Source organism: Enterobacter sp. WI-ESBL-E8 (genome assembly GCF_053364895.1).
Window position 1 is genome coordinate 649802 of record NZ_JBRWXJ010000001.1, and the last position, 14826, is coordinate 664627.

General features: G+C 59.3%; 16 protein-coding genes. 10 read left to right on the plus strand and 6 right to left on the minus strand.

The window, feature by feature from the left end; genetic code table 11:
* Position 1: 1 nt before the first annotated feature.
* The gene (locus ACWHWP_RS03125) at positions 2 to 619 is read right to left on the minus strand and encodes a response regulator transcription factor (protein ID WP_447855043.1); all 618 of its coding nucleotides are present in this window, start codon (positions 617 to 619) and stop codon (positions 2 to 4) included.
* A 185-nt stretch (positions 620 to 804) separates the two neighbouring features.
* Complete coding sequence (locus tag ACWHWP_RS03130) at positions 805 to 1191, minus strand: VOC family protein (RefSeq protein ID WP_010427256.1); 387 nt, start codon at positions 1189 to 1191, stop codon at positions 805 to 807.
* Positions 1192 to 1279: 88 nt separating this feature from the next.
* Here ACWHWP_RS03130 and ACWHWP_RS03135 point away from each other — a divergent pair, with 88 nt between their 5' ends.
* Positions 1280 to 1882 (plus strand): ATP-dependent Clp protease proteolytic subunit, encoded by a 603-nt coding sequence (locus ACWHWP_RS03135; RefSeq protein WP_008501342.1) that lies wholly within the window; start codon positions 1280 to 1282, stop codon positions 1880 to 1882.
* Positions 1883 to 2018: 136 nt separating this feature from the next.
* A complete protein-coding gene (locus ACWHWP_RS03140; protein WP_010427254.1) occupies positions 2019 to 3140 on the plus strand; it encodes a ribosomal protein uL16 3-hydroxylase in 1122 nt (373 codons plus the stop codon).
* A 38-nt stretch (positions 3141 to 3178) separates the two neighbouring features.
* Here ACWHWP_RS03140 and ACWHWP_RS03145 read toward each other — a convergent pair whose 3' ends face one another.
* On the minus strand, positions 3179 to 3364 hold the full coding sequence (locus tag ACWHWP_RS03145) for a hypothetical protein (protein ID WP_010427252.1): 186 nt from the start codon (positions 3362 to 3364) through the stop codon (positions 3179 to 3181).
* 258 nt (positions 3365 to 3622) lie between these two features.
* On the opposite strand from ACWHWP_RS03145, the gene ACWHWP_RS03150 reads away from it, so the two are divergent.
* The gene (locus ACWHWP_RS03150) at positions 3623 to 4576 is read left to right on the plus strand and encodes a helix-turn-helix transcriptional regulator (RefSeq protein ID WP_063428705.1); all 954 of its coding nucleotides are present in this window, start codon (positions 3623 to 3625) and stop codon (positions 4574 to 4576) included.
* Positions 4577 to 4715: 139 nt separating this feature from the next.
* On the plus strand, positions 4716 to 6806 hold the full coding sequence (gene foxA, locus ACWHWP_RS03155; RefSeq protein ID WP_447855044.1) for a ferrioxamine B receptor FoxA: 2091 nt from the start codon (positions 4716 to 4718) through the stop codon (positions 6804 to 6806).
* A gap of 98 nt (positions 6807 to 6904) precedes the next feature.
* On the opposite strand, the gene ACWHWP_RS03160 is transcribed toward foxA, so the two are convergent.
* The gene (locus ACWHWP_RS03160; protein WP_447855045.1) at positions 6905 to 8320 is read right to left on the minus strand and encodes an aminotransferase-like domain-containing protein; all 1416 of its coding nucleotides are present in this window, start codon (positions 8318 to 8320) and stop codon (positions 6905 to 6907) included.
* A gap of 176 nt (positions 8321 to 8496) precedes the next feature.
* Between ACWHWP_RS03160 and ACWHWP_RS03165 the strand changes: the two genes are divergently transcribed.
* Complete coding sequence (locus tag ACWHWP_RS03165; protein ID WP_059312683.1) at positions 8497 to 8658, plus strand: DUF1127 domain-containing protein; 162 nt, start codon at positions 8497 to 8499, stop codon at positions 8656 to 8658.
* An 86-nt stretch (positions 8659 to 8744) separates the two neighbouring features.
* Here ACWHWP_RS03165 and pdxR read toward each other — a convergent pair whose 3' ends face one another.
* The gene (gene pdxR, locus ACWHWP_RS03170; RefSeq protein ID WP_447855046.1) at positions 8745 to 10133 is read right to left on the minus strand and encodes a MocR-like pyridoxine biosynthesis transcription factor PdxR; all 1389 of its coding nucleotides are present in this window, start codon (positions 10131 to 10133) and stop codon (positions 8745 to 8747) included.
* Between the two features lie 102 nt (positions 10134 to 10235).
* On the opposite strand from pdxR, the gene ACWHWP_RS03175 reads away from it, so the two are divergent.
* On the plus strand, positions 10236 to 10715 hold the full coding sequence (locus ACWHWP_RS03175; protein ID WP_008501331.1) for a carboxymuconolactone decarboxylase family protein: 480 nt from the start codon (positions 10236 to 10238) through the stop codon (positions 10713 to 10715).
* Here ACWHWP_RS03175 and ACWHWP_RS03180 read toward each other — a convergent pair.
* The gene (locus ACWHWP_RS03180; RefSeq protein WP_063957414.1) at positions 10702 to 11604 is read right to left on the minus strand and encodes a LysR family transcriptional regulator; all 903 of its coding nucleotides are present in this window, start codon (positions 11602 to 11604) and stop codon (positions 10702 to 10704) included. The genes ACWHWP_RS03175 and ACWHWP_RS03180 overlap by 14 nt on opposite strands.
* A 100-nt stretch (positions 11605 to 11704) precedes the next feature.
* Between ACWHWP_RS03180 and ACWHWP_RS03185 the strand changes: the two genes are divergently transcribed.
* The 4 genes from ACWHWP_RS03185 to ACWHWP_RS03200 all read left to right on the plus strand — a co-directional run bounded on the left by ACWHWP_RS03185 (position 11705) and on the right by ACWHWP_RS03200 (position 14654).
* Positions 11705 to 13120 carry an aldehyde dehydrogenase family protein gene (locus tag ACWHWP_RS03185; protein WP_447855047.1) on the plus strand — a complete coding sequence of 472 codons (1416 nt, stop codon included), beginning with the start codon at positions 11705 to 11707 and terminating at the stop codon, positions 13118 to 13120.
* Positions 13121 to 13272: 152 nt separating this feature from the next.
* The gene (locus ACWHWP_RS03190; RefSeq protein ID WP_447855048.1) at positions 13273 to 13596 is read left to right on the plus strand and encodes an antibiotic biosynthesis monooxygenase family protein; all 324 of its coding nucleotides are present in this window, start codon (positions 13273 to 13275) and stop codon (positions 13594 to 13596) included.
* Positions 13589 to 13984, plus strand: a complete 396-nt coding sequence (locus ACWHWP_RS03195) for an amino acid-binding protein (RefSeq protein ID WP_447855049.1) — start codon at positions 13589 to 13591, stop codon at positions 13982 to 13984. The genes ACWHWP_RS03190 and ACWHWP_RS03195 overlap by 8 nt, the downstream gene beginning before the upstream one ends.
* The gene (locus tag ACWHWP_RS03200) at positions 13959 to 14654 is read left to right on the plus strand and encodes an ArsR/SmtB family transcription factor (protein ID WP_447855050.1); all 696 of its coding nucleotides are present in this window, start codon (positions 13959 to 13961) and stop codon (positions 14652 to 14654) included. Before ACWHWP_RS03195 ends, ACWHWP_RS03200 begins: the two co-directional genes overlap by 26 nt.
* The last annotated feature ends 172 nt before the right edge of the window (positions 14655 to 14826 follow it).

The following is a 14826-nucleotide window of genomic DNA, read 5'->3' on the forward strand; positions in this document are numbered from 1 at the left end:
GTTACTCCGCAGGCAGGCTATTGGTCAGGCGCTCAACGGCCCTGACCAGCTCCGCCACGGAGCGCACCTGCATTTTCTCCATCACGCGGCGACGGTGTACCTTAACCGTGATCTCGCTGACGCCAAGCTCGGCGGCAATCTGCTTGTTCAGCATGCCGCTTATCGCCAGCGTCAGCACCTCGTGTTCACGCGGGGTGAGGGACAGATGGCGCTGCTTCAGGGCGTAGTGCTCTTTATTGCGCGCGGCGTTGTGTTGCGCCAGCTGAAGCGCGGACTCGATGGCGTCGATCAGCGCGGTGGATTCGACGGGCTTGGTGAGAAATTCGTACGCGCCGCCTTTAATGGCGCGCACCGACATCGGGATAGTGCCGTGGCCGGTAAGAAAAATAATCGGGATCTCGCGCCCGCTGTCCTTTAGGGCGTCAGCCACCTCAAAGCCCGAGATGGTGGGCATTTGCATATCGAGGACCACGCACGACGGTAGCTCTTCAAAGCGGTGTTGAAGAAACGCTTCTGCCGATGAAAAGCCGACGGCGTTCAGGTCTGCCGAGTCCAGCAGCCCGATTACGGACTGTCTGACTGCGTCATCGTCATCTACCACATACACAATGTGTTCCATTCACCGCCCCGGTGCTGATTGACATGTCGAGGATGCAAACAGTCCCGACGCTTACGTAAGAGACTGTTTATGCTGACTTTCATCTTAACACATTAACTATCATTATCATTTAACAATATGATAACCGTATGAAGATGAAGTATAGCGATACGTGACCGGGGCGGTTAAGCAACGAAACGCTGATTTTATGCACCAACAAGCTCAATGCGGTTGCCGTCCGGATCCGCGATCACCGCTTCATAGAAGCCGTCTCCGGTCATGCGCGGGGCGCTGAGCAGCGTGCCGTTTGCCTGTGCCCTCTCGGCCATGCCGTCGACCTGCGCTTTGCTGCCGACGTTGATGGCGATATGCGCCCAGCCGATAAACTCCGGGTGGGCAGGGGCGTCAGGCAGATCCGGCAGCGTCATCAGCTCGATGGTCGGCCCGTTATCCAGCGTAATAAAGTGAGATTCGAAACCGGGACGATTTTTACTGACGTAGCGTTCGTTACTGCGGCCATTAAAAACCGTTTCCCAGAACTGAACCTGCGCCTCGAGGCTGCGGGTCCAGAGTGCGACATGGGCAATATGCATATGCTCCCTCGTTATTTGTCTGTGAGGACTTTGATCGGTAAAACAGGCTACACTCTGGTTTTGAGCGCTACAAGCTGAGGAAATAACAATGCACTACACACTGAAAGAAAGCGACAAGGATAAAGCGGAAGGGTCAAACGGCGCGGGCGCTCTGCAGCAAAAACTGCTGGAGTCTCGTTCGATTGTGATCTCCGGTGAGATCAACCAGGAGCTGGCGCAGAAAGTGATCACCCAGATGATCCTGTTGCAAAGCGTCAGCAACGATCCGATCAAGCTGTACATCAACAGCCAGGGCGGCCACGTGGAAGCGGGCGATACCATCCACGACTTCATCAAATTCATCCGCCCGGAAGTGCACGTCATCGGCACCGGCTGGGTGGCGAGCGCCGGGATCACCATCTTCCTGGCGGCGAAAAAAGAGCACCGCTACTCGCTGCCAAATACCCGCTTTATGATCCACCAGCCGCTGGGCGGCGTGCGCGGTCAGGCGACGGATATTGAGATCGAAGCGCGCGAGATCATCCGCATGCTGGATCGCGTGAACAAGCTGATCGCTGACGCCACCGGCCAGCCTCTGGAAAAAGTGAAAAAAGACACCGACCGCAACTTCTGGATGTCTCCGGCAGAAGCGCTGGATTACGGCATTGTGGGTAAACTGATTACCCATTATGACGAGCTGAAGCTGGATTAAGGTTTTATCGCCGTGTACGTGTCGGGTGGCGGCTACGCCTTACCCGACCTACACGTCCTCGTTTGACCCATGACAAGTTCCCCTCGTACCGTCTCTTCTATAATCGCGCCTGTTTCCCCTCTCACTGGTGCTACCCATGGCGTATCAACTGAACCTGAACTGGCCGGAATTTCTCGAAAAATACTGGCAAAAAAAACCCGTTGTGCTGAAAAATGCCTTCCCGAATTTTGTCGACCCGATTACCCCGGACGAGCTGGCAGGCCTGGCGATGGAGCCGGAAGTCGATAGCCGTCTGGTGAGCCATTTCAACGGCAAATGGCAGGCCAGCAATGGTCCGTTTGAGCACTTTGACGATCTGGGCGAAACCGGCTGGTCGCTGCTGGCGCAGGCGGTGAACCACTGGCATATGCCCGCGGCGGAGCTGGTGCGTCCGTTCCGCGTCCTGCCGGACTGGCGTCTAGATGACCTGATGATCTCCTTCTCCGTGCCGGGAGGCGGCGTGGGTCCGCATATCGATCAGTACGACGTGTTTATCATTCAGGGGATGGGCAGCCGCCGCTGGCGCGTGGGCGACAAGCTGCCGATGCGTCAGTTCTGCCCGCACCCGGCGCTGCTGCATGTGGATCCGTTCGAGCCAATCATCGATGAAGATCTGGCCCCGGGCGATATCCTCTACATCCCGCCTGGATTCCCGCACGACGGCTTTACCCATGAGACGGCGCTTAACTACTCCGTTGGCTTCCGCGGGCCAAACGGCCGCGATCTGATCAGCAGCTTCGCCGACTACGCCCTGGAAAACGATCTGGGCGGCGAGCACTACAGCGATCCGGATCTGACCTGTCGCGAGCACCCTGGCCGCGTGGAGCAGTACGAGCTCGATCGCATTCGTCAGATGATGTTCGACATGATTAGCAAACCAGATGATTTCACGAAGTGGTTCGGCAGCTTTGTTTCGACGCCGCGCCACGAGCTGGATATCGCAGCCGCCGAGCCGCCGTACGCGCCGGAAGAGGTGCTGGACGCGCTGCAGGGCGGCGAAACGCTGTCTCGCCTGAGCGGCCTGCGCGTGCTGAACATCAACGGCAGCTTCTTCATCAACAGCGAACAGCTGGAGACGGTAGACGCGAAGGCGGCGGATGCGCTGTGCCGCTACACCGAACTCGGCCAGGCTGAGCTGGGCGATGCGCTGAATAACCCGGCGTTTGTTGAAGAGCTCACCGGGCTGATTAACCAGGGATACTGGTACTTCGACGAGTAGCGGAGGGCGGCGTTGAGTGAGGCTCAACGCCGCCTCGTTTAGACCAGCATATTACACGCCTTCCAGTAGTTCAGAAGGCGTTCGTCATCGCGCTCTTTTTCCGCTTTTATTTTCATCGCCTGCGCCAGATTTTCTCGCGACACTTCATGTCCTTTCTGGACGATGTCTAATACCGCTTCACCAAGAGCCAGTGAAATTTCTGTCCGATTATTGCGAATCGTCATAAATACCTCCTCGTTGGTTGCGTTAATTTAATTATGAAAGAGAAATAACCATCCGGTAATAATTCATCTCATTCTTAATTTTTTATTTCTCTCATTTTCAACGGGTACGAAAATGAAAAGGGGATATTTTCTTCCTTATGGGCAGTAATAATCTTTCGACTAACACGGGTGCATAATCCCGTTAAGCCCAGAGATTGCCGCCATCCCCGGTGAATGGTACTGTTTGACCTGTCCTTTTCCCCATGCAGGCTTGGCATTATGCTCCAGAGTGAAAATACATCAGCGAAACGCCTGTTTTTTGTTGAGGATTTTCAGCTATTCGGCGAGCGCTATGGCATCGACTATCGTTTTCCCCAGCTAAAAGATGCAGCTGCCACCCGCAGTCCCGTTCTCCAGGGGGACGTGGAAGAGATGACGCTCTCCTCGGGCATTTCCCTGACCCACTCCGACGTTCGCGTGTTACAGCCTTACGAAACGACCTCTCGCCACAGCAGCCCGCTCTATATGCTGGTCGTGCTGGAAGGGTGCGTCACGCTAACGCTCCGCGGTAACGAGTATGTCGTGCGATCGGGTATGGCCTTCGGCGCCTGCCTCAGTGAAGAGCAGATTATGAGCGCGCGGCACGATGCGGACAGTGCCCTGAAGACGCTCTCGTTTGGCGTGTACCCCAATGACGCCAGGCGTGAAAGCCTGCTGGAAACATTGCTGCTGGAGTGGCAAAGCCGGAATGCGCCTGCCGTTGTCTGGCACGTTCCCGGATTCGTGCTCTCCGGCATTCAGCATGCACAGCAGCAGGGCGTATGCGCGTTATCACGCAGACTGCTGCTAGAGGGGCTGATGTATCAGCTGCTTGGCCATGGCCTGAATCAGTGTCAGCAACACCGTCCCTGTCGACCGGAGCATGCGCGTCTGGAACGCGTACGGTGCATGCTGGAACAGTCGCCTGAACAGAATCACTCCCTTGCCGAACTGGCCGCCCTCGCGGCAATGAGCCAAAGCAGCCTGCGCAGCAAGTTCCGCCAGCGCTATGGCTGCACGCTGTTTGATTATCTCCGCGACTGTCGGCTCGCGCTGGCCCGGCGATATCTGCTGGAAGGCTATAGCGTACAGCAGGCGGCGTGGATGTGCGGCTACCAGCATGCCACAAATTTCTCTACCGCATATCGTCGCCGCTACGGTATTTCACCCGGTGAGGTACGTAAAACGCAGTAATGCACTTTTCCCTTTCCTGCTAACGCTTCCCGTGCGGTTTGTCATCGCGCATAGGTAACCTGGCGGCACGCATAGCCGTTTGCTCTCTCAAAAAGGTAATAATTCTTATTAACAATAAGAATTATCTCTGGAGAGAGTTATGTTTGCTAAAACGCGTCTGGCACTGCTGGTGGGATGGGTTACCGGAAGTGTCGTTTTTCCTGCGCTGGCGCAGGATGCCCAAAAAACGGATACCGTGGTGGTGACGTCGCAGATGCAGTCTGCGGCCACTAAGCTTGAAACCCCTGATATCGAAACCCCGCAGTCGGTCTCTATCGTCACGCGCGAGCAGTTCGAGGAGCAGGGCGCAACCAGCGTGCGTCAGGCGGTGAGCTACACGCCGGGGGTCTACAGTAATCAGATCGGTGCCTCAAACCGCTTCGACTATATCGTGCTGCGCGGCTTCTCCGACGGCAGCCTGGATAACATCTATCTCGATGGCCTGAAGATGATGGGAGACACCAACTCCCACAGCTCGCTGGTGATCGATCCCTGGTTCCTTGAGAGCGTAGAAGTGGTGCGCGGGCCGGCCTCCGTGCTGTACGGGCGCTCATCGCCGGGTGGGATTGTGGCTCTTACGTCCCGTAAACCGTCGTTCGATCCGGGCGGGGAGATCAAGCTGTTCGCCGGGAACAATAACCAGCGCGGGGCGATGTTCGACGTCACCGGTGCGGTTGACGATAACGACCGCGTGGCGGTGCGCCTCAGCGGGATGACCCGCTACGCCGATTCCCAATTCGATCCGCTGAAGGAAGAGCGTTACGCGCTGATGCCGAGCCTGACCTGGCGCATCACTGACAATACCCGTCTGGAACTGATGGCCTATCTGCACCGCGATCCGGAAGGCGGCAGCCACTCGGGCCTGCCGTATGAAGGGACTGTCGTACCGCACTACGGCAAGAAAATCTCCAACACCTTCTTTGAAGGCGAGGATGATTATGACAAATACGATCGTCGTGAAAACATGGTGGGCTACAACATTGAGCACATGTTTGACAGCGGCTGGTCGGTGCGTCAGAAGCTGCGCTATGCGCATACCAAAGTGGAATTGAACCAGGTTTATGCCGCAGGCTGGCTGAATGAAACCGAGCTTAACCGTGGCTATTCGGGATCCGACGAGAAGATGAATGCCATCACGCTGGATAACCAGATCGACGGCAGCTTTGACACCTGGGCGGTGAACCACCGTGTGCTGATCGGGATGGACTACCAGGATCGCACGAATAACGTGACGGGTTATTACGGCGGATTTCCGCCGATCGACGCCTTCAATCCGGTCTACGGCGCGAAGCCGGATTACATTACGCAGTACAGCCAGGAAAAGCACAAGCTGCGCCAGACGGGGTATTACCTGCAGGATCAGATGTCCCTGGATCGCTGGCGTCTGACGCTAGGCGGGCGTTACGACCGGGTCAGCGTGTCGAATATCGACAGCTTTAACCATACCCGCAGCGATCTGGATAAGCACAACGTCAGCAGTCGCGCGGCGCTGCTGTATCTGTTTGATAACGGCGTGGCACCCTACGTGAGCTACTCAACCGCCTTTACGCCGACCAGCTTTGCCGACGAGCAGGGCAATATCCTGGAGCCGATGAAGGGCAAGCAGTGGGAAGCCGGGGTGAAATATGAGCCTGAGGGGATGAACAGCCAGTTCAGCGCCTCGGTGTTCCGTATCAATCAGAAGAACATCGCCACCAAGGAGGAGCCAACCGATCCGTACCGTTCGATCGGCGAAATTGAGTCCGAAGGGGTTGAGCTGGAAGCGATTGGACAGTTGACTGACAGCCTGCGCATGCAGGCCGCGTATACCTATACCGACATTCGCTATAAGAAAAGTAGCCCGGAAGAGCAGGGCAAACGCGCGGTTTATGCCCCGCGTAACATGGCCAGCGCCTGGTTGAGCTACGATGTCAAAACGGGTCCGCTTGACGGCCTGACCGTGGGTTCGGGCGTACGCTATGTGAACGGCGTCACCAGCGATCGTCAGAACACCCATACGCTGCCGTCGTACACGCTGATGGATATGGTGGTGGGGTACGACCTGTCTAAGATTGGGCTGACGGGGATCAGCGCGCAGCTGAACGTTAACAACCTGACGGACAAGCGCTACGTGGCGGCGTGTAACTCGCTTTCCTACTGCTACTTTGGCGCAGAACGCAGCATTGTGGGCAGCGTTTCGTGGACGTTCTGAGCCGTTAGCCAGCGCCCGGTGGCGCTTCGCTTACCGGGCCTACGGGCGATAAGATGTAGGCCGGGTAAGGCGAAGCCGCCACCCGGCAAAAAACCGCACTACTCCTCCATCGCAATCACAATCGCCTCTCCCATCTTCTTCAACGCCTCGCGATTTTTGTCCGTCGGCGGCAGCGCCACGTTGATCCGCAGACAGTTGCGGTACTTCCCGGAGGCAGAAAACAACGACCCGGCCGCGGCCTGGATCTTCAGCCGACACAGCTGCTTGCTGACGCACACCATGTCGACCTTCTCCGGAAGCTCAATCCACAGCAGGAAGCTTCCCTGCGGGCGCGTGACGCAAATCTCTGCCGGAAAATACTGCCGCACCCAGCAGGTGTAGGTTTCCATATTCTGCTGATAAATCTGACGCATGCGGCGCACGTGGCGATGGTAATGGCTGTCGCGGATAAACGCCGCCACCGCCATCTGCGTGCCCGGCACGTTAAACCCGCCCGCAGCGTATTTCATGTGCATCACCCGGTCGTAATAGCGCCCCGGCACAATCCAGCCGACGCGCAGGCCCGGCGCCACGGTTTTGGTAAACGAGCTGCAGAGGATCACGCGGCCGTCGATATCCATCGAATGAATAGTGCGCGGGCGCGGGTACTCCGCCGCCAGCTCGCCGTAAATATCATCCTCAACAATCACGATGTCGTGCCGCTGGGCGAGGGCTAATACCTGCTTTTTGCGCGCTTCCGGCATGATAAACCCGAGCGGGTTATTGCAGTTGGGCACCAGGATCACCGCCTTGATAGGCCACTGCTCCAGCGCCAGCTCGAGCGCCTCGATGCTGATCCCGGTCTCGGGATCGGTGGGAATTTCAATCGCCTTGATATCGAAGCCGCGCAGCATCTGCATGGTGCCGTGAAAAGACGGCGATTCTACCGCCACGATATCCCCCGGTTTGCACACCGACAGCAGGGCGATCGACAGCGCGCCGTGGCAGCCGTTGGTGATCACAATCTCGTTTGCCGCGACGGTGGAGCCGCCGTCCAGCATCAGGCGGGCGATCTGCTCGCGCAGCTCCAGCCGCCCGTCAAGCACGTCATAGCTTAGCATCTCGCCCGGGTTATGCTGCGCAATGCGGCTCATCTCGCGCCACAGCGGCTTCAGGCTCGGCTGGTTAATGTCCGGCGAGCCGCCGCCGAAGGAGATCATCTCTTTGTCGGCGCGGGCGTCCAGCAGCATCATCACCTCATCCCACTGGGTCACGTCCACGGGGCGCTGCACCGGGCGCGTCATGGCCGGTACCGGCGGCTGGGCTTTGCGCTGCGAGACAAAATAGCCGGAGCGCGGCTGAGGGGTGATCAGCTGGAGATTTTCAAGGATCTGGTAGGCCTGCTGTATGGTGCTGATACTCACGCCGTGCTCCTGGCTCAGCGTGCGTACCGACGGCAGACGTTCGCCGCTGCGATACAGCCCTTGTTCGATACGTTCCGCCAGAAGGTTGGCCAGATGTTGGTAGCGCGTCATGCTGTATCCTTTGTTTTCACCATACAGATTATTAAACCAGTACAGATTGATGGGTAAACCGCCATGCAGATACCGTTTTAGCGGATCTGTATGGTAAACAAAAGAAGTTTTTGAATCTGTATTGTACAGGCCGTTTTCCGTGATGATAACCCCACTGACACAGCGAGGAGAGCATCATGGAATTCTACGAGAATCGTTCAAAACGTCCGTTTATCGTGTTTATCTGGATCGGCAAAACGATCTGCAACTGGTATCGCATCAACCGTACCCGCCGCATTCTGAGCCAGATGAGCGACGAGCAGCTCAAGGACGTTGGGTTGTCGCGGCATGATGTATGAGCCGCGTCATCGCCCGGTGGCGCTACGCTTACCGGGCCTACTCGATCCCGTAGGCCGGGTAAGGCGAAGCCGCCACCCGGCGATTTTCAGCTCAACAGCGCAAGCGTCTGCCGTTTCGGCCTTTCCAGCAATTCCACTGCCTCTTCATACGACCGCACGTTGTTATAGCCCATCACCAGCCCGTAGCGCTTCCCGGACCCGCGATACCACTCCGAAAGCGCATTGACCTGCAGCTGCTGTTCCTGCCAGCAGCGCGCCACGTCCCGGTCGCCGCTTCCTCTGGTGAGAAACGCCACGATATGCATCCCGCCGTCGTTTTGCTCGGTGAAAAACAGATCGCCATACACCTCCTGCAGGGCGGCAATCATCCAGTCGCGGCGGGTCTGATACAGGGCGCGCATCTTCTTCAGGTGACGAAAGAAATGCCCTTCGTTGAGAAACGCGGTGAGGATCTTTTGCGTCAGCACCGGCTGGCCGCTGGTGGTAATATCCGCGCAGTCGGTAAAGGCCCCGACGGTGCTGGCGGGCATCACCACGTAGCCCATGCGCAGCGACGGCATAATGGTTTTACTGAAGGTGCCCATAAAAATCACCCGGTCGTGCAGGTCGAGGCTTTTCAGCGACGGCAGCACCTTGCGGGTGTAGTGAAACTCCCCGTCGTAATCGTCTTCGATAATCCACGCCGCGTTCTGGCTTGCCCAGTCGAGCAACTGCTGCTTGCGCGGCAGGGAGAGCGTGACCGCCAGCGGGCTCTGGTGCGACGGGGTGACGATGGCAAAACGGGCGTCGCGATGGTGACGGAGCAGGTATTCCGTGTCGATACCGCTGCGATCGACCGGCACGGTGTGCAGGCGTAGCACGATCCGCTTGAGCAGCTGCTGGCCCATAAAATAGCCCGGATCTTCAAACACCACCTTGTCGCTGCGGCTGGCAAGCGTGTCGAGGATCAGCCGCAGGCTGCCGCTGTAGCCGCTGGTGATCAGCACCTGCTCGGCGGTGCAGGAGAGCCCGCGCGAGATGTTCAGATAGCTGGCGATGGCCTGGCGCAGCGGATACCAGCCCAGCACCGGCGGGTTGAGCATCTCCTCCTGACGCATGGCGCGCGTCGCCTGGCCTGCCAGCAGCAGCCATTTTTTATACGGAAAACTGTCGAGGGCAGGGATGCCGGGGCGCAGAAACCCAGCTCGTTCCCGCTGGCTGATGAGTGATGCCGGAAGCGTGCCGGTGGTCTGTTCCGTCGGTGGACTTTTATCCGGCAGCAGTAAATCCGGGTTCACCCGCGTGCCGCGCGCGCCCTGGCTTACCAGATACCCTTCGCCCGTCAGGATGGCATACGCCGTTTCGACGGTTTTACGCGCCACCTTCAGCTCTTCCGCCAGCACGCGAATGGCAGGGACCTTATCGCCCGGCTTCAGCACGCCGCGCGTGATGTTGTCGCGATAGCGGGAATAAATCTCGTGATAGCCCGGCTTCATGTCCTACCTCGTTTCACGCTTTTTGTATCTTTTTACTATGTCATGAACGGCGTAGATTTGCCTCATCGCATGACACATACAGTGTAAATTAGAGGAAAGACCATGAGCACTCGCGTCAACCACCACAAAGCCACACCTGCCCTCGCCAACGCCCTGTCCGCCCTGAGCATGGAGGTGGCAAAAACCTCCATCGACCCGGCGCTGAAGCACCTGATCGACATTCGCGTATCGCAGCTCAACGGCTGCACCTTCTGCCTGGATATGCACTCGAAAGAGGCCAAAATCGCCGGTGAGCGCGAGCTGCGTCTATACCATCTGGCGGCCTGGCGCGAGTCTCCGCTGTTCAGCGCCCGCGAGAAAGCCGCGCTGGCCTTCACCGAAGCGCTGACCCAGATTGGCGTTCACGGCGTGAGCGACGCGCTGTACCGCAGCGTGGCGGAGCACTTCTCGGACGTTGAGATTTCAGAGCTGAACTTCGCCATCGTGGCGATCAACGCCTGGAACCGTCTGGGAATCACCTCCCGCATGGCACCCGGCTCGCTGGATGCGGCTTACGGGCTGAATAAGGCTAACCTGGAATAATCCCGCGCTCGCGGATCGTCGCCACCAGCGCCCGTAGCCCCGGCGGGACGTGGCGATGGCCGGGGTAGTACAGGCGCAGCCCGGCAAACGGCTGCGCCCACTCGTCTAAGACGCTCACCAGCTCTCCCTTCTCAAGCTCTTCACGAATATAGAGTTCTGGCAAAAATCCCACCCCTAACCCCGCCTTCACGGCGCTGATCGAGGCAAAAAGATCGGACGTCGCAAAGCGCGGCGGCACGGCAAGCGCGTACGTTTCACCCCGACGCGCCAGTTCCCAGCGGTAGATCCCGCCGTGGGCCATGCGCATGCCGATCCCCTGATGCTGGAGCAGATCGTCCGGCGTTTCGGGTATACCGTGACGGGCGAAATAGTCCGGCGTGGCGGTAACAAGCTGGCGGATCTCGCCGGTCAGCGGCACGGCGATCATGTCCTGCGGAACGGACTCTTCAAGGCGGATCCCCGCGTCATAGCCTTCGGCGACGATGTCGATCATCCTCGCTTCACTCACCGTTTCCACGCGCATTTTCGGGTAGCGGATCATGAAGTCGATCAGCAGCTGGTCCAGAAACAGCGCGCCGATATGGTTCGGCACGTTGAGGCGCAGCGTGCCGGCGGGTTCCCCGGTGTCGCTGTGGATCTCCTCCCCGGCGAGACGGATCTCCTGAAGAGCCGGGCCGATACGCGCCACGTAGCGCTGCCCGGCGTCGGTGAGCGCCACGCTGCGGGTGGTGCGGTTGAAAAGGCGCGTCTCAAGGCGGCTCTCCAGCCCGGCGATGGCATTGCTGACCGCCGTGGCGGACATCCCAAGCTCCTGCGCCGCGCCGCGAAAGCTGCCGCGCCGCACGACGGCCATTACGACTTCCAGCTCTGTCAGACCTGAACGATGCATAGATTATCCTGAAAATCGAAACAACCCTTGCAGCATAGCGTGGATTATCGCAACGGAGAAGCCGTGCCAGACTGTGCTCACACAGCCTGAGGAGGTTTATATGCACACCATCGAACAGATCTTTATTAACGGCGAATTTGTTACCCCGCACGGCACCGAGTGGTTTGATTTGTACAACCCGGCGACGGCGCGGGTCATCGGCCAGGTTCGTCTGGCGGATGAGGTCGACGCAGAGCGCGCCATCGCGGCGGCAAAAGCGGCGTTTCCGGCGTGGTCGCAGACCACAAAGCAGGAACGCATCGCCGCGCTGAAGCGCATGCATGCCGCCGTGGTCGCCCGACACGACGATCTGCTGGAAGCGGTAATCGAAGAGTACGGCGCGCCGGCCTCGCGCTCGGCGTGGATGGCCAGCTACCCGGCGGAGGTGATTGCCCAGGCCATCGAGGCGCTGGAGGCGTTTGAGTTTGTCACCCCCGCAGGTGCCGCCACGGTGCAGATGACGCCGCTCGGCGTGGCCGGGCTGATCACGCCGTGGAACAGCGATGCGGGGTTTATCTGCGGCAAGCTAGCGGCCGCGCTGGCGGCGGGCTGCACGGCGGTGATCAAGCCGAGCGAAATGAGCGCTCTGCAAACCCGGATTATCACCGAAGCGCTGCGCGATGCCGCGCTGCCGCCGGGCGTGTTTAACATCGTCACCGGGCGCGGCGAGACGGTGGGCGAAACAATCAGCCGTCACCCGGACGTGGCAAAAATCTCGTTTACCGGTTCGACGAATACCGGCAAAGCGATCCTGCGCAATGCGGCGGAGAGCTTTAAGCGCGTGACCCTGGAGTTAGGCGGTAAATCGCCGACGATCCTGCTGGATGATGTGGATCTGACTCAGGCGATCTCGCTGGCGATCCAGTCCGGGTTTATGAACAGCGGGCAGGCGTGCGTGGCCGGGACGCGTATTCTTGTGCCCCGGTCGCGCCAGGAAGAAATTGAAGCCGCGCTGGCGCAGGCCGTGGCGGCGGTGAAATCCGGCGACCCGCGCGATAGCGCGACAGAGGTTGGCCCGATGGTCAGCGAGAAGCAGTGGCAGCGGGTGCAGGGGTATATTCGCAAAGGGATCGAAGAGGGGGCGCGCCTGCTGGCGGGCGGCGAAGGACGACCGGACGGGACGCGAGACGGCTGGTTCGTGCGTCCGACGCTGTTTGCCGGCGTGAACAACCAGATGACCATTGCCCGCGACGAAATTTTTGGCCCGGTGCTGTGCGTCATCCCGTATCAGGATGAGGCGGAGGCGATCGCCATCGCCAATGACACAGAATACGGACTGAGCGCGATGGTGCTGGGCGGCGATGCGGGCCGTGCGCGACGCGTGGCGCAGCAGATCGTCTCCGGCCGCGTGCTGGTGAACACCCTGGCCCATGAACCGAAAGCGCCGTTCGGTGGCTTCAAACACTCAGGCGTGGGGCGCGAGATGGGGGAATGGGGGATCCGGGCGTTTATGGAGCCGAGGTCGGTTCTGGGTTAAACCCTGCCCGGTGGCGCTACGCTTACCGGGTCTACATAAGCCCGTAGGCCGGATAAGCGCAGCGCCATCCGGCACAACGCTTCGCTCCTTACCGAAGCATTGTGTTTTTTCCTCCTGCATTCTCTCCTTACCCTTACAACGGAGAGACACCCATGATTGCAGTCCTTTTTGAAGCCAAAGCGGAGCCTCATCATCAGGCGCGCTACCTGCAGCTTGCCGCCGAACTCAAGCCTTTGCTGGCGGATATCGACGGCTTTATTGATATCGAACGTTTTCAGAGCCTGACCACCGACGGCAAAATTCTCTCGCTCTCCTGGTGGCGTGACGAAGAGGCTATACGTCGCTGGAAGCAGAACGCGTTTCACCAGGCGGCGCAGGCCGAAGGGCGGGAGTCGATTTTCGCGTACTACCGCATTCGCGTGGCGCAGGTGGTGCGGGAGTACAGTTCCGAAACCGGAGGGCATAGCGATGTATGACGTTCATGTGATTTTTAGCGATATCCCCGGTGAACTGGCGCGCTTTGGACAGCTGCTGGGGCGCAGCGGCGTGGGGCTGGAAGGCGGTGGCGTATTTGGCACGCATGCCCACTTCCTGGTGGAAGAGGGGGAAAAGGCTCGTCGCGTGCTGACCGATGGCGGGTTCAACGTGCAGGACGTACGCAAGCCGGTTATCAGAAAACTCAAGCAGGAGCGTCCCGGCGAGCTGGGTGAAATTGCGGCGGCGCTGGCCGCAAAGGGCGTGTCAATCCTGACCCAGTACAGCGACCATGCGAATCACCTTATTCTGCTGACGGATGATGATAAGCTGGCCGCAGAGATCACCGAACCCTGGGCGACGAATGTTAAAGACGAGCTTACCCCCTGATAACAGCGCGGCGCTGGAGCAGGCCGTTGCCGCGGTGGCGGCGGCAATGGCCGATCCGTCGCGCGTGAAGATGCTCTGCGCGCTGATGGACGGGCGGGCGTGGACGGCGACCGAACTGAGCGCTGCGGCAGAGGTGGCGCCGTCGACCGCCAGCGGGCATCTCGCCCGGCTGGTGGAAGGGAAGTTGATTACCTGCCTGTCTCAGGGGAGACACCGCTATTATCGCCTTGCCGGGCACGACGTGGCGGCGCTGGTCGAGCAGATGATGGGGCTCTCCTGGAGCCGCATCACGCCGCCGGAAACCTCGGCGCCAAAAGCCCTGCGTGAAGCCCGGACCTGCTACGACCATCTTGCGGGCGCGGTGGCCGTGCAGATCTATGAGTTCATGCAGGCGGAAGGCTGGCTTGAGGCAGACGGTTCAGCGCTCACGCTACATGGCCGCGAGCAGTTTCTGACGCTCGGCATTCCGCTAAGTTCTCATCCCCGCCGCAAGGCCTGCTGCGCCTGCCTGGACTGGAGCGAGCGGAGGTTTCATCTTGGCGGTGAGGCCGGCGCGGCGCTGCTCATGCATCTGGAAAGTAAAGGCTGGATCCAGCGGGTGGCGGGGTACAGGGAGGTGGTGGTGACGGCTTCAGGAAGGGCTGCCGTCAGGAAGTATTTTAGTCGCTAAAGCCTCTGGGTGAGGGGTTCTCCACAAGATAAAGCGTGCACGGACGACTCCCTCTCCTCTTAGGGGAGAGGGTTGGGGTGAGGGGAACATACGGCTGAGGTGGTATTTCCGTTCACTTCACGTCTCCTGCTACTCTGTGACGACCACATCGGTGAACGTGCCAGGGTGGCTC